A 20981-nucleotide genomic window follows, 5' to 3' on the forward strand; every position below is an offset into this window, starting at 1 on the left:
CCCCATGAACAGCCCAGGAAAACCAGTCCATCATCTCGATGGGGCCCGGATCCTTGATCTCTTCGCAGGACCTGGCGGACTCGACGTGGCGGCCCACTTCCTGGGGTTCAAGAGCATCGGGATCGAGTGGGACCGGAACGCATGCGAGACACGCTACGCGGCCGGTCTACCGACGATTCACGCCGATGTCCGAGTCATGCGCGAGAGCCGCTTCGACGAGATCCCGGAATCCGTCGATGTACTCGCCGGAGGCCCACCCTGCCAGTCCTTCTCGGTCGCCGGAAGCGGCGCGGGGCGGCGAGCCCTCGACGTCGTGAAGAAGTTCATCCACCGCCTCGTGGATGGAGACAACGATGCCAAGATCGACGAGGACCTGCACGCCCTCGGCGACGACACACGCACCGCCCTGGTCCTCGAGCCGCTTCGATGGCTGCTCAAGGCGATCGAGACTGAGGGCCGCGACCCGTACAACGTGATCGTGCTGGAACAGGTACCTGCGGTCCTGCCCCTCTGGGAGGTCTACGCGAAGCTTCTGCGCAGGGGCGAAGGAAGATTCAACGGAGTCAAGTACGAAGCGGAATGCTGCGTGCTGAAGACCGAGCAGTTCGGGGTACCGCAGACACGCAAGCGGGCCGTACTCATCGCTCGGCTGGCGGGCTTGGGGCCACCCAAACGACTCGACCCGACGCACCTACCCTTCGACCTTTACCGTGAGAAGCGCAACGTCGTTCACCCTGATGTGCATCCGAGCGAGTCCGCGCTTCCCGACGCCCGGCGACGGTGGGTCTCCATGGCGGAGTCCCTTGAGGAAGCGAGCAGGCCGAAGGGCTCTTCCGTCGACGTCTCCCGGCTCCGCACGGGGGGCAGGATGCAGTTCTTCGTCGTATCGAACTACGGTTCCGGGGGCGACCCGAAGAACCGTGGCCGGCGATTGTCCTCCGAGCCCTCCTTCACGGTCACCGGGAAGATCTCACGGAACAAGGTCTACCGGAGTATCAGCGAGTACGAGGCCGGGCGAGCCGACCGCTTCACCATCCCCGAGTCGGGCGTCCTCCAGACCTTCCCGCACAACTTCCCCTGGTCGGGCAAGGATCAGGCACAGCAGGTCGGCAACGCGGTACCGCCTCTCCTGGGCATGCATGTACTCAGCGGGGCGATTCGTCGGAACGCCCCCACGGCCGCAGAATTGGCGTCCGCGACCACTTGGCCCTCAGTATCCCGAACGACCGAGAGCGACTTGCGCCTCCTCGGGTGCGGCGACCAGAGCCAATGCCCGCCGGACTCACACAAGGCGGTGCGCACTCGTGGGGAACCTTCTCCCCGGGCGGAGTGTCCGGGAACAGACGCGAGCGACGCGTCTCCTCAATGACACTCCTCTTCGGGGCCTACGGGCGGACTCTCCCACGAAGACAGAAGGGCCGCTTCGGCCCGACCTGGAAATTACCGTTAGGCCCCGCATACGGCGTGATGGCCTGTGTCGTCCCTTCGGCACCCGGGCCATGGGCCACAGGCTCTTTTGACACCCGCCCGCGACAGAGACCGGGCGGGGTGGGCCCGGCACCTCACCGAGGTCGACGGAGCTCCCCGAGGACATCGACCAACAGGCCCCTCACGTCGCTTCCGCCCAGGACCAACTGTCGATCCAACAGTCGATTTCCGGTCTCGCAGGAGGTCTCGCTCACGAGGGCACAACCATGGCAGGCCGAGAGGTTCAGCTGCGATGCGCCCTGCCGATCGCTCTCGATACAGACCGGATCGTTGGAACAGAAGTCCGCGTCCTCCAAAGCAGATATCAGGAGCGGAATCAACGTGTCCGGATCTCCGAGCCTGACGAGTCCACCGAGGGTCCCCTGCGCGTCACCCGCCGCGGTGTAGATCAGGATTCCCGCGGTCTTGTCGACACGGTCCGAGTTCGCGTAGATGCGCTCCTGCAAGGACGCGGACGCGTATCCGCTCGCGAACGCCAAGCGACGGATGAGTAGATGCGCCAGCGTGTGCAACACGACGTACCTCGGTTCGGGCACGTCCAGGCGACCGGCCCAAGGGGAATCGTCCCTGCGCTTCCGGAGGATGCCGGCGCGTGCTCGTACCTCCGGCTGCGCTTCCCACCGGGAGAGTCTGTCCTCGTCGAACCGTAGAAAGATCCCTTCCCCGAACAGCTCGATCGCGGGATACGTGGGCCGGCGCCACTGGTCCGGTCCCAGATCCGCGTTGATCATGGCCGCTTCGGCGTTGTGCCGCCTGAAGCCACGGAGCACCCTGACCTCACGGACCCGACGCACTTGCCCGACACCACTGATCGCCCCGAGAAGGCTCTGCGGCCCCGCGAACCCTTCGAGTCCGACCCCGTCGACGACGAAGTCACCGCCCGTGCGGTCACGCCCACCTTCGAGCTTCTTCAGGAATGCCGCCCATTCGCCGTCCTTGAGGTCGAGCAACATCTCGTCCGCGCTCGTCTCCTCACCTCCGGCCACGGCGAGGACGGTCTCCGCCGTCACTCCGAGCTCAGCTGCGATCCATCCGGCCACCATCTCCGCCTGGGGTCCGCCGTTGTCCGCCACGACCTTGTCGAAGTACACGTGACCACGGATCCTGTCCGTCGCTTCCCCGGACTGCGGCCGTTCCTCCGGAATGTCGAGAGCCGAGATCCGCTCTGCGATGTAGTTGCCCGTGGCACCGCGTTGCACAGCGGTGAGCCGGTGCGAGCACGCCTTCTCGACCGAACCTGTCGGTTCCCACGGCTGGCTACCCTCGCAGCGGATACCGTCACGCTGCAGAGCGCCCTCCGTCACGAGCCCGGCGAGACTTCGTGAGTTCCCGCAGCCATAGCACTTGACGATCAGGGATGCCAGACCCTCACCCTGACGAGCCAACTTCCTGAACCTGAGGGCCTTGTAGTCGCGGCAGAAACGAACCGAATCGTCCTTACTCGCCTCAGGCCCACGATGCGCCCACCGGAACCAAGGGATGTCCTGGATATGGCTGCCCTTCTCACAAATGGCAACGTAGCGCATCGGAACCAGCAGACCACCACACCCGCAGGTGTTGGTCCACTTGCCCTGCTTCTTACCGGTCAACTTCGACAGCTTGTCGCAGCGCTCGCAGAACCGCCAGGTGGGAAAGCGCCAGTAGGGCAACGCGGGCGTGTTCTTGCCGACGCGATCCGCGTGCGTCGGAGGTTGTCTGAGGACGCCGGCCCCGAGGCGGGCTATCAGACGCCCGCAGCTGATCTCCTGGGCGAACTTCCTGTCCCACCAGGACGTGTCCGGCGCAATGAGGGATTCGCCCCGGACATCGACGATCGCTCCGACCCCGTAGGGCGAGAGCGTCTCGGACAGACGCAGATCATGCCTGATCCTCTCCACGCCGCACCTCCTCCTGTGGTTCCTGGACCTCGACCGCCACATTGGGCTCGACGGATCGCATCGAGTCTCCGACGAGCCATCCCTCGCCCGGCTCACCGAACCTCTTCAACAGCGCCGCCTGCCCCTTCTTCGTGTGCTCGTAGTACAAGGACTCACCCGACTCCCGTGCCTGCTTCGACCGACGGTCCCAGTCCTTCAACAGACCCCACACGGCATCGCGCGTCTCCTGGGCCTCACGGCTGTCGGCACGCGTCACATACTCGAGGAACCGCTCGACGAGCGTTTCGACAGCGCCGACCAATGTCTCGTCCTGGAGGTCGAATCGACCCGCCGCGTCGTTGGCGGCGAGCGGTGAGAAGGACTGCCTCAACAGTGCGACGAGTGAGCCGGCGAGTGAGCGATCGCGTGAGGCCAGCGACCACGGGGTCACGCTCGTGGGTTCCACACTGCGGTAGAGCGCCTCGTGGTAGCCGCGGAAGGTCTCGAAGTGCGATCGGTCACGGGCCCTGCCCGACCTGAAGAGCGTGACGACGACTCCGGCCGTGTCGCCACGCCCGACGCGGCTGGTGGCCTGGATGTACTCGGCCGTGGTTTTCGGCTGTCCCACCATGAGCATCAGGGCGAGTCGCGGAATGTCGATGCCGACGGAGAGCATGTTCGACGACAGGAGCACGTCTACGGCGTCCGTCGACTCGTCGGCCCCGACCCGAAGCGCCCGGAGGTCCTTCGGCAGTTCCTCGGCTCCACGGCGACTCGTCAGTTCCAGAATGTTCCCAGCCCTGACCGAACGCAACGGAAGGCCGAGACGATCAGCACGAGGCTCCAAACGTCCGTTGACGTCGTCGACGATCAGGGGCCCGGTCCGACCGAGCTCACGAAGACTGTTGTGGTACATGACCAACGTCCAGTACGCGTCCTTGGGAACGGTGGAACGGGCACGGGCTTCGAGCACCTCCGGCATCTCCACCAGCGGGGTGACCGCAGAGATGACTGCGGAAGGCTGGGACACTGCTTGTGGCATCAGGCCGACGTAGAGACGTCCCCGTCCACTCTCCACGGGACGTGAGAAGAACGTACGGTCGTCATCCAGCCCCGATGGCGGGTACAGGGCGACATCGCGCCCGTAGAGTCCCTGGACCTGGTCATCGGAAGCACGGATGGTGGCCGTCGAAGCGACGATCTTGGGACTGGTGCCGGACTTGCTCAGGAGGAGCTGAATGACCGCATCGAAGACGGCGACCGTCGTGCCGAGCGGCCCCGAGAGCAGGTGAAGCTCGTCCTGGATGACCATGGACGGTGGCTCGAACGCGGTCCCGATCCCCAGGAGAGCGCCGGCTTCCGGCTTGAATTGCAGGCGCGCGAACTTGTCGACGGTGGCCAGCAGGATCGTGGGTGGATCGTCGTAGAGGACATCGTCGACGACCGAGAGCGGCAGTTCGTCGCCGAACTCGCACGAGACGTCGACACAGTGGAGGACGACGTCGTGGCCCACCCGCCGCATCCCGTAGTCACGCGGATCGACGCTCTTGTCCTTCGGCACCAACGGTGTCAGGCACCACGGGCAGCTCTCGACCTGGAACTGGTTGGCTTCCTCCGGACGCTTGGCTTTGAGCAGACGTTCGAGCGCGTGGCGTGCCTCTCGCCGTGTTGCCGGGGTGACCTGATTTCCCACCCAGAGGCCGATCGAGAACGGCACCATCCTCTTCACTCGCTCGTCCGTGGCTCGTAGAAGCTCCATCGCGCAGACGAGCGCAGCGGCCCGCTGAAACTGTTGAGAGGTGAGGAGCCGCAGGGTGTACCGGGTGATCACAGCGGTTCCACCACCCGCTATGCCCCGAGCGAGACGCCTGCGGAATATCTCGATAGCGGCCAGGCCGAGGTAGGCCTCGGTCTTGCCACCACCGGTCGGAAACCAGATGAGGTCGACACGGTCACGATCCTGGTGTGTCGGGTCGACGGTGGACGCCAAGGAGACGAGCAGAAAACCGAGCTGGAACGGGCGCCACCGCGGTTCCTCCGGCCGGTTACCTGCGCCATCGCGGTTGAGTGAAGCCTGCCTCATCTGCAACTGCATGGCAGCCATGCCGAGGGCGAAGGCCTTGCGCAGGTCCTCCTGTGCCGGTGCCCGCAGCAGTTCCACTCCTTCTCTCATTCTGTCGACCGCGACCTGAGAGCGTTCGGCGATCCGCGCCGCCACGGCCTTTGCCTCGCCAAAATTGGCGGCTCGATCCCTCTGCTCCCCGGCCCAGCCGGCGAAAGCGTCCACGAAGGCGTCCAGTGACCGAAGTACCGCTTCGGGATCGGTGTCGAGCCGTTGGAGGTGTTCCAGCTCGAGGGACCTGGCCTCGGCAGTGCCCTCGTCGAACCCCGTGGTCTCGACAGCGGGCACGACGAAGGCCGGGACCGGTTCGAGAAAGGCCGTCGTGCAGCGACCTGCTGCGAACTCCCAGTTCGCAGCCATGCCATGGCCGACCGCGTAGACCTTCCTCGTCCGGTAGCGCAGCCGCAGCTCTGCTGTTTCAGGGTCGGCGTCGAATGAGCGCGTCGTGTCGTACTCCAGGATCCGGGCGCCCTCGGCAGGGGTGACGGCCAGATGGACCTGGAAGAGCATGCGGGCGACATCGAGGCGCGCGTCCCCCGTGGACGCGGTGAGAACCCGGACGTGCACCGTGACCAAGGAGCCACCGCGGACATCCCGCCAACGTGCCCCGACTTCGACGGGGACCTCCCCTACGTTCAGGGCGACCGGCCCTGATCCTCGGTGAAGGACGAGGGCGTCCACGACAAACGGGCTCCGACGCCACCTCGGCGGTCCGTCATCCTCGACGGGGGCGTACGTTCCGCACGAGAAGTCGACGTCGACGGCTTCGCCGTCGGTGACGAAGGAGATCGCGACCGACGAGGGCCGCCAGTCCTCGGCCAAGGGGACCCCGGCACCATGCTCCTCGACATCGCCGTCCGGGACGTCGGCCGAGACGTCCTCCTGTGCGCCCACGCCATCGCGTGGCTCGGCCCTCGTGGCCTCGGCCGGGAACAACATGCCGACGGCGTACTGCCGATGTGGGAGGTTCGTGGTGACCTCTTCTTCCCCGGCCTCCGGCCCGACGTAGGACGCGCGGAGGTGTTCCAATGCCTCGTGCTGTGCTGTCGTGAGGTTCACGTGCCGACCCGCTCTCGGATGAGGTCCTGGAGCCGTTGTTTGTCCTCCTTGGCGGCAACCACGTGGAGCGTGACCCGGGCCCGGGTGACGGCGACGTAGAACGCGGCCAATCCCCTGTCGTCGTACCTACGGGGCAGGTCACAGACAATGACATGCTCCGCCTCCAGCCCCTTGGCGAACCGCGGGCTCGTCACGAGGAAACCGGATTTCCCCCGGCTCGGCGCAGCGTCCACGGAGGCGCTGATGATCCAGATGTCCTCGCGACGTGCCCCGTCCCCGACGAGTTCTCGGGCCACGACCTCGGCCGCCACGACGTCGGCCGCCCCTTCGTGCTTGGGCCAGCGAACGCGATCACCATGGACGATGCCGGGATCCCCGACATCGGCTCCGAGGTACTCCTGGACGACGTGGACGATCGCCCGAGTGTTGCGCACGTTCCGGTCGAGGTCGAGCTGGAGCGCTTCCTCCCGCACCAGCTCGCACACATCGGGGTCGAAATCACCGTCCACGCGCGCCTGGTTGTTGGGGTCGAGGAACATTCGCCACCGGCCGCCCGCGCGACCTCCCTTGATCACGGCGTCCAACGTGTCCATGCCCGCGGCGTTCATGAGGTCCTGTGCCTCGTCGACGAAGACGGCATCGTACTGCTTGTCACCGGTCAAGCCGGCGAACGGGATGAGGTCGATGTCCCGTCCCACGATCAGCGGACCGAAGAAGGCGGAGAGGGAAGGCGAATGGAACGTAATGAGCACCGACTTCCCCTCACCCGCTTCCTGCTTCGCTGCCTCCGCGAGAACCAAGGACTTCCCGGTACCGGCGCCACCGAAGACGAGCATTCGTGGGTTGCGTGACAGCGCGGCCAGAACCCGCGCCTGGCCGTTGGTCGCCCTGTTCTGCTCCTCGATGACGGCGCCACGCTGCGCGTCGATGACAGGCAGCCGCGTGAACTCACCGAACAGGCGGTCCCGCACGTCCTCGGAACGCGCGACCTTGACCCGGTGGGGGGCGCTTCTGGCCTCGCTCGCCACCTCCTCCAGGGCTACCGTCATCTCGTCGACGCTCATTCGTTCCCTGGCCCACCAGTGGTTCCCCTTCCACTCGACGGTAGGAGGAGGTGCATCGATGTCCGGGGTAATGGCGACGGCTTCGGTCGCGAACCATCCGAGACCTTCCTCGCGCAGAATGTCCCGCAACGCGAACATGGCCGACTGCGCCTGATCCATCGGTGACTCGCGCAACTTCTTCCAGTCACCGTGGCGGTCGATGCTGTACCAGACTCCGTCATACTTCCTGACTCCTCCGCCCTTGACCTCGAGAAGGATCACGACGCCGTTCCAGAGCACGACAAAGTCGGCCTCGCCCTGCTGCTTCACCGCATGGCTTCTCAATTTGACGGAGTGGAAGGCCACCGCGTCCCGGGGACCGTCGACCGACCGCAGCAGGCGTGCGACCCGACGTTCGGCGTTGCTGGTGGTGTTCGCTTCGATGTCGGTGATGTCCGGGATGAGGATCATGCTCCCCGCTCCAACCAGAGGTCTTCGTAAGCTCGGTACCCGAGGAAGTCGTTGACCGCCCCGAAGTTGTCGGCGACATCAACGATGAGGCACTCTTCCTTGCCACCGTTTCGTGGACCACGCAGGCCACGGCCGGCCATCTGGATGTAGGCGCTCGGGCTGAACGTCGGCCTGGCGATGTACAACGCCCGCACACCCGGAGCGTCGAAGCCCTGGATCAGCAGATCGCAGTTGGCCAGGACCCGGATCTTCCCGTCGGTGAACTGCTTGATGACCTCGCGCCTTGCCTGCCGTCCGGTCTGGCCGCTGACAGCCGCGGCCTCGACCCCGCGGTATCGCAGCGTCGCGGCGAGAACCTGGGCGGAGAGGACGCTCGGGGTGAACACGAGAATGGGCCATGTGGGGTCCTGTCCCAGGATGTGATTCACGAGGTCCTTCATCCGGACCTGGTCCCGCCCGATCCTCGCGAGCACCTGGGGTTCGAGCTTGAGTTTGGACCGGACATGCGCGAGTTCACCCGCGTCCAGGTCGACGTCGACACCGGGCAACACCTCGTGCCTGACCCGGGCCAGGACACCGAGACGCGACAGTTCCTCGTAAGCGTTTCCCGTGAACGCCTTGATCTTGCGATCACCGAAACGTGCCGCGAGCTCCTTCGTCGGTTCCCCGTCGTCGATCTTTCCCTTGAAGGGCGTCGCGGAGAGACCCACCAGCGGCCGTTCCCAGCTGCGACCGTCGACCCCGAGCCACCTCAGGATCTTTGTGTAGCGCTTCGAACCACCGGCACGGTGCGCCTCGTCCACGAAGACGGCGGAAGCCTTGCTCAACCACTCGTACTCGGGAGCCCCGGCCACGTTCTCGAGTTTGGCGTCGGTGGCCACGATCACGCTGAACTCGGTGTCAGGCTGATGGACGGTGTTGCTCTCCCAGAGACGACCAATCGTCAGCGGCCGCTCGTCACCGAGTGCGCGCCACACCGTGCTGAAGGTCTGCACGGCCTGCTCACACAGCTCGATCGACTGCGCGATCCAGAGCACAGTTCCACGTATGCTCTCGTCCACGAAAAGTCGTAGCACAGTCTCGGTGGCGACACGTGTCTTCCCAGCGCCTGTCGGTAGCTCCACCATGCCTTTGAGTGAGCGGCTGTTCGGTTCCTGAAGCGTCAGCACATCCCGCAACTGCCGTGAGATGTCTTTCTGGAAGCCGTGCAGTGGGTTCAGACGCACGGCACCGGGCACGACGAACTCGTCGTCGCGCGGCTGGTTCCGACGCCCCGCGAACTCGGCCCCGAACCCCATCCTGCGGAGCCAGGAGATGGTCGGTGCTCCACCCGCCCAGGTCGTAGGAACATCCGTGTACCCCTCGTCCCGGAACTGGTCCTGGAGGAACCGGATCGAGTCACTGCCGTAGACGGTCAGAAAGAGCTTCGCAACCGACGTTCGCTCGTCCACCAGATCTTGGGCTTCGAGTGCCTGCCAAAGCCCCTTCGGCAGGACCTCCTTCAGTGTGTCCTCACCGAAGTAGACCTCGAGTCGCTCCGCGTCATTGTCGGCGGCGCGAGCTTCCTGTCGCTGTTCGTCCAGCCGGTGGTCGACACCCGACTGGAGAACCTGGCTTTGGTCGGCGTTCGACAACCTCAGGTCGAACGCTTCGTTGAGTATGTCGAGGACACGCCGCTCGCCGAGGTCCGCACGGACCACCAGGGTCACTCCGTCCAGGTGCCATTCGAGTGACTCGTCCTCGACGCCGTCCTCGGTTGTCACTCGTTTGGCGATGTGAGCGGCCCTCGCGACGGTCGCGTTCACGACCTTGTCCACGACGAACGTCGAACGGAGCCCGGTATACAGGTCGATGACGCGCTCACCCTCCTGCCGGCCCTCGACCAGCATGGAAAAGGAGAAGCTGTCCTCGAATCGACGGCATCCGACCGCTTCGATAAGCAGCTTTGCCTGCTCGTCGTCCGCACGGAGGTAGGGCTTGTGCCGCGAGGCGAGAAACTCTCTCTCCTCATCGGTGGTCGCCACATACACCATGTCGGGTCGTTTCGCCTCGACACCGCGTCCCACACGAGCGGGCACGGCTTCGGGTCGACCTCCAGGGAACGCGATCCTGCTCGCATCAAGGACGAACTTCGTCAGCACGCCATCCCTGACCGCAGACGGGGCGAACCGCTCTCCCAGCGCTTCTTTCAATAGTTCGGGGGGAACCGCGCCCAGATCCCTTGGTAGGGCGAGAGCGTCCTCGGCGGCACGCGGCCCGTTGAACAGAGGGAGGAACGCTTCGAACTCCAGGAGTGAGGCGGACACGACCCGCTGCGGGGTTCGCAGGCCACGCGTCGATCGCAGCAGCCCTGCCCGCTTCGCAGCCCATCGAACGGGAGAGTCGACCCGATGGGTCCGACCGGAGTCGAGGTCCTCACAGATCCAGGGATCCCCCTTGTCGAAGGCGAGCAACTGAACTGTCCACCGTTCACGGACGTGGTCACCCGCGCGCGCCTCCTTCAACGCCAAGAGCACCGAGAAGGGACCGGCGCCCACGTTCATGTCGAACTCGATCCTTTCGATAGGGCGCTCTCCGGCCCCCAGACTCGCGTTGAGCTCCGCCTTCACAGAGCGGCGGTAGTCCTCGAAGTGGATTTCGTCCTCGACGGAGTACTCGGTGACCGGTTCATGCACGACTCCCGACGCATGGGCGACGCGCGGATCGCACCTGGTCGTATCCAGAATGCGATCAGCGAAGTCGTCGCCGATCCCGTCAATATCCAGCACGCGCTCCGGTCGGGACCAACCACCGTCGCGTGTCGGCACCCTGATGCGTCCCATCGCGCCACGGGACACGATCCGCTGAGCTTCGGCCATGGGCACGTCCTCGACCGCACGCCAGAACTTCGAGAGTTCGTCCTCGCTCGACGTCGGCGACAGCTTGGCCAACCTGGCCTGAAGGATCGTGGAAGCGTTCAGGTCCCTGAAGCCGGCCTTGTCTCGGAGCTTGTTCTCCATGCCGGGGAGAGCAAGGAACTCTGGGTGGACGAAGCTTGCCCCTTCGATGTCGACGTCGTCCACACGTGCGAGGAATACCTCGTCCCGGTCCTGGCGTGACCGCATGCCACTGGTCGTGGGTAAGACCTTGGCAGAATCAATGCCGTCGATCCTGGAATGCATCAGAACGAAGTCGAGCGCCTTGGCGGCGGAGACCATGTCGGATCCGTCAGCCCACTCGTGCAGCCATGTCAGAATACCCCGCTTGGGCATCTTCTGCAGTGCCTTCTTCTCGTCTCTGGTCCGCCGGTCCAGGAAGGAGGGAGAGAACGCGTGAACGTAGAGTTGACGCAGTCGAGTCACTCGTTGGTTGTTGGCGTAGCAGCGCCAATGCGGGACGTCGACGTCGGTGTTGGGCGACTTGATCCACGATTCGTGGTCACTGTCGGCCACGCCGTCTACAGTGAAATCCAACGGGCGGAGTTCCGACGGGGTGCACATGGCACCCGTGGCGTTCGGAATGAGTGCCCGATCGGCTCCGATATGCGGGATGTGAGTACAGAGGATCTCGTCGCCGAACGAGTGGGTCTCCCGACCACGCGCAGGCATGTACTCCAGATGCGCGGCCGCATCATCGACGGAAGCAACCTTCGGCAACATCTCAACAAAAATCGCCGAGAGGGTCGCGAGGATCTCCCGGTTGTAGGTGTTGGGCAGCAGCGTGGTGCGATCGTCGTTGACACTCCATGGAGCATTGAACAAGGCGGAGGCGGACGTTTTGTCCTGGAGGGGGAAGTACGACCAGAATTCCCCCAATCGCCGTTGGGAGAAGCGAGTCGGCATGGCCACCGTGACCTTCACCTGGTCACGTGACACCGCTTCGCCGACCTCGGAACGAGCATGGGGGCCGGGAGAGTGCATCCGGTTCTCGACATGCCACTCGTCGTTGTTTCCGTCCGGACGCTCGATCCGGAATCTGCCGTCGCCGAGGTCACGTGAAACGTGACTCGTCGTGAAGTCCGCATCCCCGCCGATCACTCGGAGTCGCACCTCACGCACGGCGTTGACGAAGAGGAGGAACTCGGAGCGGAACCCCTCGATCTCCTGCCTGAGGTTCTCCAGCTTCGAGGCGTTGGGGAGTTTGACGATCGTCATCGCCCACTCCGCGAGCTCGGCGAGGATCGGATCCTCTGCGAACTCGGCGTTGGCGTCGATCCGTGTCGCGGCCCTCAGGATCGGGAAGCGCTTGGCCGACGACCCGAGCGAGGCTATCGCCGCCTTCGACTCATGCGAGTTGAACTCGAACGAGATGGAGCGGCTGAGCACCTGCGGAGTATCGGTCACGGCGAGGACCGACTTGAATCCGAGCCCGAATCGCCCAATCTCGTCGCCTCGCTTACCACTGAGGTGGGCGTGAGCGATCGCGGTGAGACCACTGTTCGAAAAGGGGCGGCCGGCGTTCGCGCAGTACAATGTATGATTCTCGAGGTCGAGGATGATCTCGACACGTCCGGATCCTTCTCCGAAGCCCTCGACTCCCGACATCGCGTCGGCCGCGTTCTGCACGAGTTCCAACAGCGTACGGTTCGAGTAACCACCGACGCGGATGGACTCCTCGTGGTTGGCATGCTCCGTGATCAAATTCGGGTTCACACGGTACGATTCGATCGCCCGGTGGAAGAGGCCGTCGACCTCTTCGACCAACTCTTCATCCGGAACCCATGCGGCACGTTCCCTCATGACGACCGCACCGCCTCGGCCACCGATATCACAATGCACCCCTGCCAGACCTGCACCTACATGGCTCCTGAACGTCGATTGCCCGTGTCCCTCGGCAGTGTTTCATGTGACGCCGCCAGTGAGCCGCCGGCCCTGGGCCCAGCAAGCGAAGGGACCGGCCGCCACCGAAACGGTTCTTCGAGGCACCGCTCGGGAAGTTACAACGATGCCCATATCCTGTCAGGTGTCAGCAGGCCATGGGGCGTTACCGGCAGACGATCAGTGGGAATCCGAGGCATTGACGGATCACGGAATCATGATCCGGTGGCCCCTGGCACGTACTGTTCTTCTGTGATCACCGAGAGAGCTCTTGGTGCTTTCGAACAGAAAGAGTCATAGCCATTCGACTCGTTTCAGCAACTAAAGATCAGGGTAGAAGTCGAAGATAATTTTTGTCTTCGCAGGTGAGGGGTGCACCGAATACCGGCTTGCCCCCATGCCGAGCAGCGTACTGACAGATCACCCAGCCGCCTCCTGGTCCACGGCAGAGGGCCTGATGAGTTGTGGACTCGTCCGCCGGAGAGTCCAAGGCGGGGCAGGCCGTACTTTACGACCGGCCCCGGCCATGTCGGCATGGCACCGAACACCTCGAAGGGCCTGAGCGTGGGCTCGCACGCCGGGCCCCTCACACGGTCGGCCGGATCGGCTCGGCCCCGCCCACGACCGCGTAGGTACCGGCGGCCCGCGGTCCTCCCACGACCACGCCGCCGACCAGGACGACGGCGGCACACGCACCGATCCTGCGCGCGTTCACGGCGGCGAAGGGGTCACCCGTGCACAGTGAGCGCACGACGCGCAGCAGCAGCGTTCCCACGAGGAACGATCAGCACGGCCACGAGGAACGAGGGGCCCATCGTCCACACCTGTCCGGCCGTGGTCGGGTCGGCCACCGTCAGATCGGCCGTGGCGGTGCTGGTGATCGCGAACCCTTCCCCGGAGGACACGGACAGCGCGGCGGCAGGTACTCGACGGGCACGACCAGGCGGTCCGCGACCAGTGTTCCCACAGCGCAGGACAGGGCCAGGAACACCCCCAGTGCCGTCCCCGTACGCGAGCTACGGAGACTGCTGTGACCGAAACCGCCCCCGTCCCCACTGCTGCCCCGCCCCGTCCACTCGTCGGCGATCTTCCTCACCGGAGCCTTCGTCTGCTTCGTCGTTTCGCCGCTGACCCTCGGTCTACTGGTCCGGGACGCACTGCTGGGAGCGGCGATCATGCCCCCCGCGTCTGTTGCTGGAGGTCGGCATGCTGACCATCTACGGGTAGGCGTCCGAGCCGGGGGCAAGCACGGACCCGCCCGGGCGGACCGCTCCGCACGTCACTCCAGTTCGGCCACAGCGCGTTCGGCGATGGCGATGAGGACCTCCTCGTCACCGGTGAAGTCGGCCCTCCCGGAACGGTTCTCCCAGCCCTCGTCCGCCATGACCTCGACCAGCCGGTCCCCGACCCGCACCAGCACCTCGGCCCTGCTGTACATGTTGTCCCCGGACTCCTGGCGGTAGTGCGACACCACCGCCTCGTCGCCGAGGTCGAGCTCGCCCGCGTCCTGGACCTCCACGGACCAGTACTCGTCGGCGTCACCGTCGAGCAGTTCCCGCGCCCGCGCCTCGTAGTAGTCCTCGGCCTCCGACTCGCCCCGGAGGATCTCGCCCCCGTCGTCCGTGGGGTGCCGGTAGCCGAGGAAGAGGTCCCCGGGAGTCCCGTCCGAGTACTCCACGTTCCACGAGCAGGAGGACCTGCTCTCCGAGAACGACGCCGACGGCAGGAAGGCGGAGACGGCACCGAGCTGGGGCCCGATGCTGGCCCCGCACGGGTCGGTGGGCAGCCCCTCGAACTCCGGCCCCTGCGCGGCCGCCCCCGACCCCGTCGCGGCGACCACCGCCACGACGGCCCCGGCAACCACCGTGTAGACCCCGAGCGTGGCCACCACGGTGATCGCGACGGTCCGCCCGGTACCACCGCGGCGCGGGGCCGGCGCGGGAGGAGCGGCGGGGGGCTGGGGGAACTGCTGTGCTGGACCGTTGTACACGGCGGTCTCCTGTTCTGGACGTCGTCGACGCGCTGCTCGGGGCGGGGTCACTCGAAGAAGGAGTCGGCAACCAACTCGGTGATCAGGTCCTCCGCCTCGTCCGTGCCCACGGTGGTTTCCGAGTACAGGGTGAAGGACAGCTGGCTCACGACGTCCCCCTCGCGTACGACGAGGGTCACCCGCTGGTTGCCGGCACCGGAGGAGAGCCCGTAGCTGACCTCGGTCAGTACGAGCACGCTCTCGTCCCCGTACTGGAGGGCCCTCTCCTCCGTGTCGAGGACGCTCGACACGTCCGAGAGGTAACTGGGCTCGGCGGCCTCGTCGACGATCATCTCGTAGAACTCGTCGGCGTCCCGGGGGACGTCCTCGCTCCCGCGCTCCTCGGCCGTCTCCGCGTCGCTCTCCGACATCGGCACGGAACGCCTGAAGTACAGGTCGACGTCGGCCTCGTCGGCGATGGTGGCCGTCCAGTTGCACCCGTTGGAGTAGACGGTCGTGTGCCAGGAGCCGACCTCGCCGTCCATCCGGCTGAGGGCCTGCTCATCGACGACCGCGCACGGGTCGTCGGTCGGCAGACCCCGGGCTGAGCCCAGCCCGGCGGAGGAGCCGTAGGTGGAGACGACGGTCCAGGTGAGGACCCCGGCGACGGCCAGGGTCACGGCGGCGGTGACCGCGACGGTCACGGCCTTCCGGGGACTCCGCGCGGCGGGCTGGGGCCGGCCCGGGAAACCCGGAGGGCCGGGAGGAGGCGGGGGCGGGCCGGGCTGTCCCGGTTGGCCGGGTTGGCCCGGGAAGCCTGGCTGGCCGGGGAACCCGGGGTGCCCCGGAGGCCCCACAGGGGGCGGGGGTTGCCCCGGTGGACCGGAGTGGGGGTGTCCGGGCTGGGGAGGCGGGAAGGGCTGGCCCATGCGAAGAGGTCCGTCCGGGGATAGTCGAAACCTGACTCAACGCATGTTCCCATGGCTTGTCCGGCGAAAACGGTCCGTACGCCCGTTGGGGCGCCGATCCGACCGACTCCGGCCAACTGGTGCGGGTGGGGACGGGGGTCTCACTGCGGTACCGGCCTCCGCCGCGGGACGCCCCGGGGGAGGCGCGGCCCGGCCCGGCTCGCGGGCCGGGCCGGGGCCACTCCTGTTACAGGGCGCCGATGTTCACGTCGACGCAGACGTAGAAGGCGTTCGGGGTGTCCGCGACGTTCCAGCGGGCCAGGATGGTCTGCTCACCGCTGTAACCGGACAGGTCGACGTCGTGCGAGAAGTTGAACGGCGGCTGCACGCCGCCCCCGTCGACGCTGTCCACGAGCTGGCCGTCGATGAAGTACTCCCACTCGGCGGTCGCGTGCGCGGCGGTGAGATTCCAGTCGAAGGTGGCGGTAGTGCCGACGGGGGTGACGTCCCATCCGTAGTTGTCGTCGTCCAGCTCGGAGAAGATCTGGTTGCCGCCGGAGCAGCTCATCAGACCCTTGGGGCCCTCGACGCTCTGCGGCTCCCACTGGATGGGGCCGCAGGAGACGGTGCCCGCGGCGCACTGGGCCTGGCGGCTGGGCGGGTTGGAGATGTAGCCGTGGGCGCTGGCGGTGCCCGCAGGCATCAGCGTGAAGGCCAGGGCCGTCGCGGCGCCGACGGCCGCGGTGGAGCGGATCTTGCTGCTCATGGTCATGAAGAGAGCCCTTCTCCTGGGTCACGGCCTCGGGCGGCCGTAGCGGGGTGACCCGGGCCGTTGACGGCCCAGGGCGGGTGGGACGACGTGCTCGCGGCCGGTTATTTCCGCGAGTCCCAGGTCAGGGGTGCCTGGGATCTCTCCCGTGGGTTCCGGGATCCTCCGTCCACCCGGTGTCGAAGACCGTAAGGAGGTTGTCACTCCCGGTCAAGACCGCTGTCACCACTGGGACGGGTGTGACGTATGTACCAGGTCGAGAGCCCAGTGGCGGGGCCTTCGGCGCTGGTACTGGCGAACGGTCGCAGGCCCCGGGGCCCCGAACTGGTCCGATGGCCTCCCCGGCGCGGAACCGGTCTGCCGGAGGCAGGACTGGACCAATAGGTCGACCATGGGCAGGTCAGACCAGACCTCACCTGAAGGTGACAATTACCTTCCCTCCCCACCAGGTGGGGGCGCGTCACCCGCCCGGCGGGGGACGCGCCGGACCGGCCCTGGAGAGCGACAGCCCGGGGAGGGCCGGGCAGCGCGAACCGGGCCGGGCGTGCCACCTGTGACGGGAAGGGGTATTGCCATACGATCCAGATATGGACCGATCGTCCGACGAATCAACGTTCAAACGGATCAACGGCGAGGGCGTCCTGCTCGCCGGCGCCGGTTACGCGGTCCTGCTCCAGATCGCCCACCCCAGCGTCGCCCGGGGCGTCGCCGAGCACAGCGATTTCGCCTCCCGCCCCCTCGACCGGCTGCGCGGCACCCTGTACTACGTCTACGGGTCCGCCCACGGAACCCCCGAGGAGCGTGAGCGCGTGCACGCCATCGTGCGCGCCATCCACCGCAGGGTGCGGGGGCCCGGCTACAACGCCCTCGACCCCGAACTGCTGCTGTGGGTCGCCGCGACGCTCCACCGGTCCGCGTTGCACGTCCACGAGTTGACCGTCGCCGCGCTGTCCGAGGAGGAGCGCACCGAGTTCCTGCGCGACTCCGCGGTGTACGCCACCGCCCTCGGTCTGCCCGAGCGGGAGTGGCCGCACAGCCCCGCGGAGTTCGACGCCTACTGGGAACGCGCCTACGCCCGCCTGGAGGTCGGCCCTCAGGCCCGGGAACTGGCCGGAGAGCTCTTCTGGCCGAACAACAGGCTGCTGTGGCCGCTCACCCTGGCCCAGCGGTTCCTCACCGGGGGTCTGCTGGATCCGAAACTGCGAAGCGAGTTCGGAATCCCGTGGTCCCAGGCGCACCAACGCGGGTTCGACCGCCTGATGGGGTTCGTCCGGGCCGTGTACCCGCGTCTGCCCAGAGCCGTGCGCACCCTGCCCGCCGCGCTGTACATGCGGTCGCTGCGGCGGAACAAGGGGTGGAAGGCACCGAAACCGAAGAGGCCGGCCGGGGCGATCGGCCGTCCCCGGGCGCCGGGTAAGGGCAGCAGGGGCAACCGGGTGGCCTGAGTACCTGCTGGGTCCGGCAAGGGGCCCGGTGGGAAGCCGCCGGAAAGGCACCGAGGAGCCGGTTCAGACGTTCTTCAGCGCCTCACGGGCCTGGTCCGCCTCGGGCAGACCCAGTTCCTCGAAGGTCTCCAGCGCCTCCTCCAGGAGTCCGCGCGCCCGTTTGGGGTCCGTCACGGAGGCGGGCAGACGTCCGAGGGCGAGCGAGGCCCGCGCGGCGATGTAGCGCTCGTCGCGCTCGGTCGCGGTGGCGCGTGCCCTCTCCAGGGTTTCCGCGGCCTCCTCGTACCGGGAGGCCGCGGCGTAGGTCGTCCCCAGGTCCGTGAGGATCTCCGCGTCAGCGCTACGGTTGCCGCTCCTCTCCGCCAACTCCAGCGCGGTTCTGTGTTCTGAAACGGCCTCGTTGATCCGTCCCCCCAGCCGGTAGGCGACCCCGAGGGAGTTGTGCGCGTACATCTCCTTGAGGCTCTTCCCCTCGGCCATCTCGACCGCGAAACGCAGCGCCGTGTACGCGCCCTCCAGATCCCCCAACGCAGTCTTGGCCTCACCGACGACGAGTCCGGCCTGCATCCGGCTGTTCTCCAGGCGCTCATCCGGTCCCAGTGCCAGGACCCGCTCGCTCATCTCCAGGGCTTCCCGGGATCGGCCCAGGGTCAGATACAGCACGGCAAGGTTGCCTCGCTGCATCGCCTCAAGCTGCTTGTCCCCGCAGGAGACCGCGTAGCTGAGTACGCCCTCGATACATTCGACGCATTCTCGGAAACGTCCCATGCGTTCGTAGACCATACCCAGGTTGGCCAGGGCACGGATCATTCCGCGCTCGTCCCCGAGTTCCGCAAGGAGATACCGAGCCTCCAGCAGCAAAGAAAGTGCGCTTTCAAAACGTCCGGAGAGGCACTGTGCGATACCCATGCCGATGAGCGTGACCGCGCGTCCGCGTTGGCTGCCTCGCTTCTCACTGGCACGCAGAGCCTTCTCTTGAGAAGTAAGCAGGAGACCCATCTTGCCGCGCTGCGCGTAGAACCGCCACACTGCGTCAGCCATACGCCAGGCCTCCTCGACACTTTCCTCGGCACTGAAGAAGTCGATGACGTCGGCGACATTGTCCTGGTGAAGGTCGAACCAGGCTTCAGCCTCAGCACGATCGAGTAGTTCGGCCCGATAACGTGACCCCCCAGCATCACCAGGACTCCCGTGGCCGCGCGGCCCCAACAGGTCGGCGGCGCGCTGCGCAACGGCCATGTACTGGTTGGCCAGTCTCATCCTGGCAGCGTCTGCCTCGCCCGGCCTCAGATCGGTTCGCCCCCGGTGACGCGAGAAGTCTCCGATGAGGTCGTGCAGCCGGTACACGTCGCCGTCCGGTTCCTCCAACAGGCAGACCCCGACGAGGCCTTGGAGCAGGTCGTCCGCCTCCTCCGGCTCCATGTCCAAGAGTGCTGAGGCACCGTGAAGGTCCACGGTGGTACCGATCAACGCTCCGAGCAGAAGGAAAGCCCTGCGCTGGCCAGGGTTGAGGCTCTGGTACGAGAGGTCGATGGCCGCCTCAACGTTCTGCCCGTCCACTTGCAGCTCACGGAAACGCCGGCTCTGCTCACTCAGCCGACGTTCGACATGTCCGAACGACCATTTCGGCCGACTGAGCATCCTTCCGGCCACCACCCGGAGTGCCAACGGAAGTCCCCCGCAGATCCGGATAACGCGGAGGGCCTGTTCCCGCTCCCGCACGACCCGGTCTTCCCCCAGCACATTGGCCAGGAGTTCCAGGGCTGACTCCTCACTGAGCATGCTCAGGGATATGTAATCGGTGGCGCTGAGACCGGCGAGGTCATTGCGGGTGGTGATGAGGGTGAGCGTGCCCTCCGCCGAGGGCAGGACGGGGTTCACCTGGGCGTAGCTGGCCGCGTTGTCGAGAATCACGAGCAGCCGCTTGCCCCGCAGAGTCGCCCGCCAGAGCGCAGAACGCTCATCCACCGAATCCGGAAGCTCGTCCGAGGGCACCCCGACCGCGCGTAGCAGTGCGCCGAGGACCGCACCCTCGTCCAACGGTTTCTTCTCCGCCGTGTATCCGTAGAGGTCGATGAAGAGCTGTCCGTCCGGGAAGTGCGACACCATCTCATGCCCCGCACGAACAGCGATGGTGGTCTTTCCGGAGCCACCGCTTCCGGAGACCACGCAGACCCTGGCCCTGGCATCGCCTGATGTGCCGACGCCCACCAGATGGTTCAAGGTCTCCACGCGCCCCGCGAAGTCCGGGATGTCGCGGGGGAGATCGTTCCGGACTACGAAGTAGTCCTTCCTCATCGGAAAGAGGGGGGAGGTGCCCTTGGCGGGCGTCTTCTCAGGCGTGTCCGCACGGAGGATCTGGGTGTGTAGGGCGTTGAGGTCCGGGTCGGGATCCACACCCAACTCCTCGGCCAGCCGAGAGCGAATCTCCTCATAGGCCGAGAGCGCAGCCGCCCGCTCACCGCTATGCCACAGTGCGGTGATGAACAGATGGTGGATCCGTTCCCGAAGCGGCTCCTCACGAGCGATCGGCGTGAGATAGGAGACCGCTTCGCTCGCACGCCCAAGGGCCAGTGCGCAGGAGGCCCACTCGGCCACTGCCGCCCAGCGCTCCTCCAGGAGAGGGGACACCACCGAGTAGTACAGGTGCTCCGAACCGACTCCGGAAAAGGGGACTCCCCTCCAGCACTCAAGCGCTTCGGAGAGCCGGGCCAGGGCGACCTCGGGTTCAGCAGAACCGGCCTCTTCCCGCAACCTACGGAAACGATGCAGGTCAACGCGATCGGGAGTGACTTCGGCCAGGTATCCGCCGGAGGTGGTGCTGATCATACCGGGGAAGGCCCGGCGCAGATGGGAGATCTGAACCTGGATGACCGAGCGCGCCGTTCTCGGGGGGTCGTCGCTCCACAGGTAGCTGATCAATTGGTCGAAGGTGACCTCACGGCCTGGCTGTACCAGCAGCACACCCAGAACACACCGCTGGCGTGGTCCACCGACCGGTAGGGATCGTCCTTCAGACCACGCGGCAATGGGGCCAAGCACGCCGAAATCCACA

General features: G+C 66.2%; 11 protein-coding genes. 2 read left to right on the forward strand and 9 right to left on the reverse strand.

The annotated features are described in order from the left end of the window. Positions 1–4: 4 nt before the first annotated feature. Entirely contained in the window at positions 5–1369 is a 1365-nt protein-coding gene (locus tag ACUKCB_RS20805) for a DNA cytosine methyltransferase (RefSeq protein WP_473037271.1), read from the forward strand. 193 nt (positions 1370–1562) lie between these two features. On the opposite strand, the gene drmB is transcribed toward ACUKCB_RS20805, so the two are convergent. From drmB to ACUKCB_RS20845, 8 genes are all read right to left on the reverse strand, one after another. Then, positions 1563–3365, reverse strand: a complete 1803-nt coding sequence (gene drmB, locus ACUKCB_RS20810) for a DrmB family protein (RefSeq protein ID WP_473037272.1) — start codon at positions 3363–3365, stop codon at positions 1563–1565. Continuing rightward, complete coding sequence (locus ACUKCB_RS20815; RefSeq protein WP_473037274.1) at positions 3346–6525, reverse strand: helicase-related protein; 3180 nt, start codon at positions 6523–6525, stop codon at positions 3346–3348. Before ACUKCB_RS20815 ends, drmB begins: the two co-directional genes overlap by 20 nt. Continuing rightward, a complete protein-coding gene (locus tag ACUKCB_RS20820; protein WP_473037275.1) occupies positions 6522–8039 on the reverse strand; it encodes a nuclease-related domain-containing DEAD/DEAH box helicase in 1518 nt (505 codons plus the stop codon). Before ACUKCB_RS20820 ends, ACUKCB_RS20815 begins: the two co-directional genes overlap by 4 nt. Continuing rightward, the gene (locus ACUKCB_RS20825; protein ID WP_473037277.1) at positions 8036–12757 is read right to left on the reverse strand and encodes a DEAD/DEAH box helicase; all 4722 of its coding nucleotides are present in this window, start codon (positions 12755–12757) and stop codon (positions 8036–8038) included. Before ACUKCB_RS20825 ends, ACUKCB_RS20820 begins: the two co-directional genes overlap by 4 nt. Before the next feature lie 664 nt (positions 12758–13421). Next, positions 13422–13610, reverse strand: a complete 189-nt coding sequence (locus ACUKCB_RS20830) for a hypothetical protein (RefSeq protein ID WP_473037278.1) — start codon at positions 13608–13610, stop codon at positions 13422–13424. Positions 13611–14114: 504 nt separating this feature from the next. Further along, positions 14115–14825: a hypothetical protein gene (locus tag ACUKCB_RS20835; RefSeq protein WP_473037279.1), complete on the reverse strand. Its 711-nt coding sequence runs from the start codon at positions 14823–14825 to the stop codon at positions 14115–14117. Between the two features lie 47 nt (positions 14826–14872). After that, positions 14873–15508: a hypothetical protein gene (locus tag ACUKCB_RS20840; RefSeq protein WP_473037280.1), complete on the reverse strand. Its 636-nt coding sequence runs from the start codon at positions 15506–15508 to the stop codon at positions 14873–14875. A gap of 451 nt (positions 15509–15959) precedes the next feature. After that, positions 15960–16484, reverse strand: a complete 525-nt coding sequence (locus ACUKCB_RS20845) for a lytic polysaccharide monooxygenase auxiliary activity family 9 protein (protein ID WP_473037282.1) — start codon at positions 16482–16484, stop codon at positions 15960–15962. A gap of 584 nt (positions 16485–17068) precedes the next feature. Between ACUKCB_RS20845 and ACUKCB_RS20850 the strand changes: the two genes are divergently transcribed. Further along, positions 17069–17926 carry an oxygenase MpaB family protein gene (locus tag ACUKCB_RS20850; protein WP_473037283.1) on the forward strand — a complete coding sequence of 286 codons (858 nt, stop codon included), beginning with the start codon at positions 17069–17071 and terminating at the stop codon, positions 17924–17926. A gap of 63 nt (positions 17927–17989) precedes the next feature. Here ACUKCB_RS20850 and ACUKCB_RS20855 read toward each other — a convergent pair whose 3' ends face one another. Further along, positions 17990–20980, reverse strand: a complete 2991-nt coding sequence (locus ACUKCB_RS20855; protein ID WP_473037284.1) for an AfsR/SARP family transcriptional regulator — start codon at positions 20978–20980, stop codon at positions 17990–17992. Position 20981 lies beyond the last annotated feature (1 nt).

The sequence above is a fragment of the Nocardiopsis moroccensis genome (genome assembly GCF_055763695.1).

Coding starts and splice junctions, on each gene's coding strand:
- ACUKCB_RS20825 (WP_473037277.1), bottom strand. CDS start 12,757: ATGAGGGAACGTGCCGCATGGGTTCCGGATGAAGAGTTGGTCGAAGAG.
- ACUKCB_RS20850 (WP_473037283.1), top strand. CDS start 17,069: ATGGACCGATCGTCCGACGAATCAACGTTCAAACGGATCAACGGCGAG.
- ACUKCB_RS20820 (WP_473037275.1), bottom strand. CDS start 8,039: ATGATCCTCATCCCGGACATCACCGACATCGAAGCGAACACCACCAGC.
- ACUKCB_RS20805 (WP_473037271.1), top strand. CDS start 5: ATGAACAGCCCAGGAAAACCAGTCCATCATCTCGATGGGGCCCGGATC.
- ACUKCB_RS20845 (WP_473037282.1), bottom strand. CDS start 16,484: ATGACCATGAGCAGCAAGATCCGCTCCACCGCGGCCGTCGGCGCCGCG.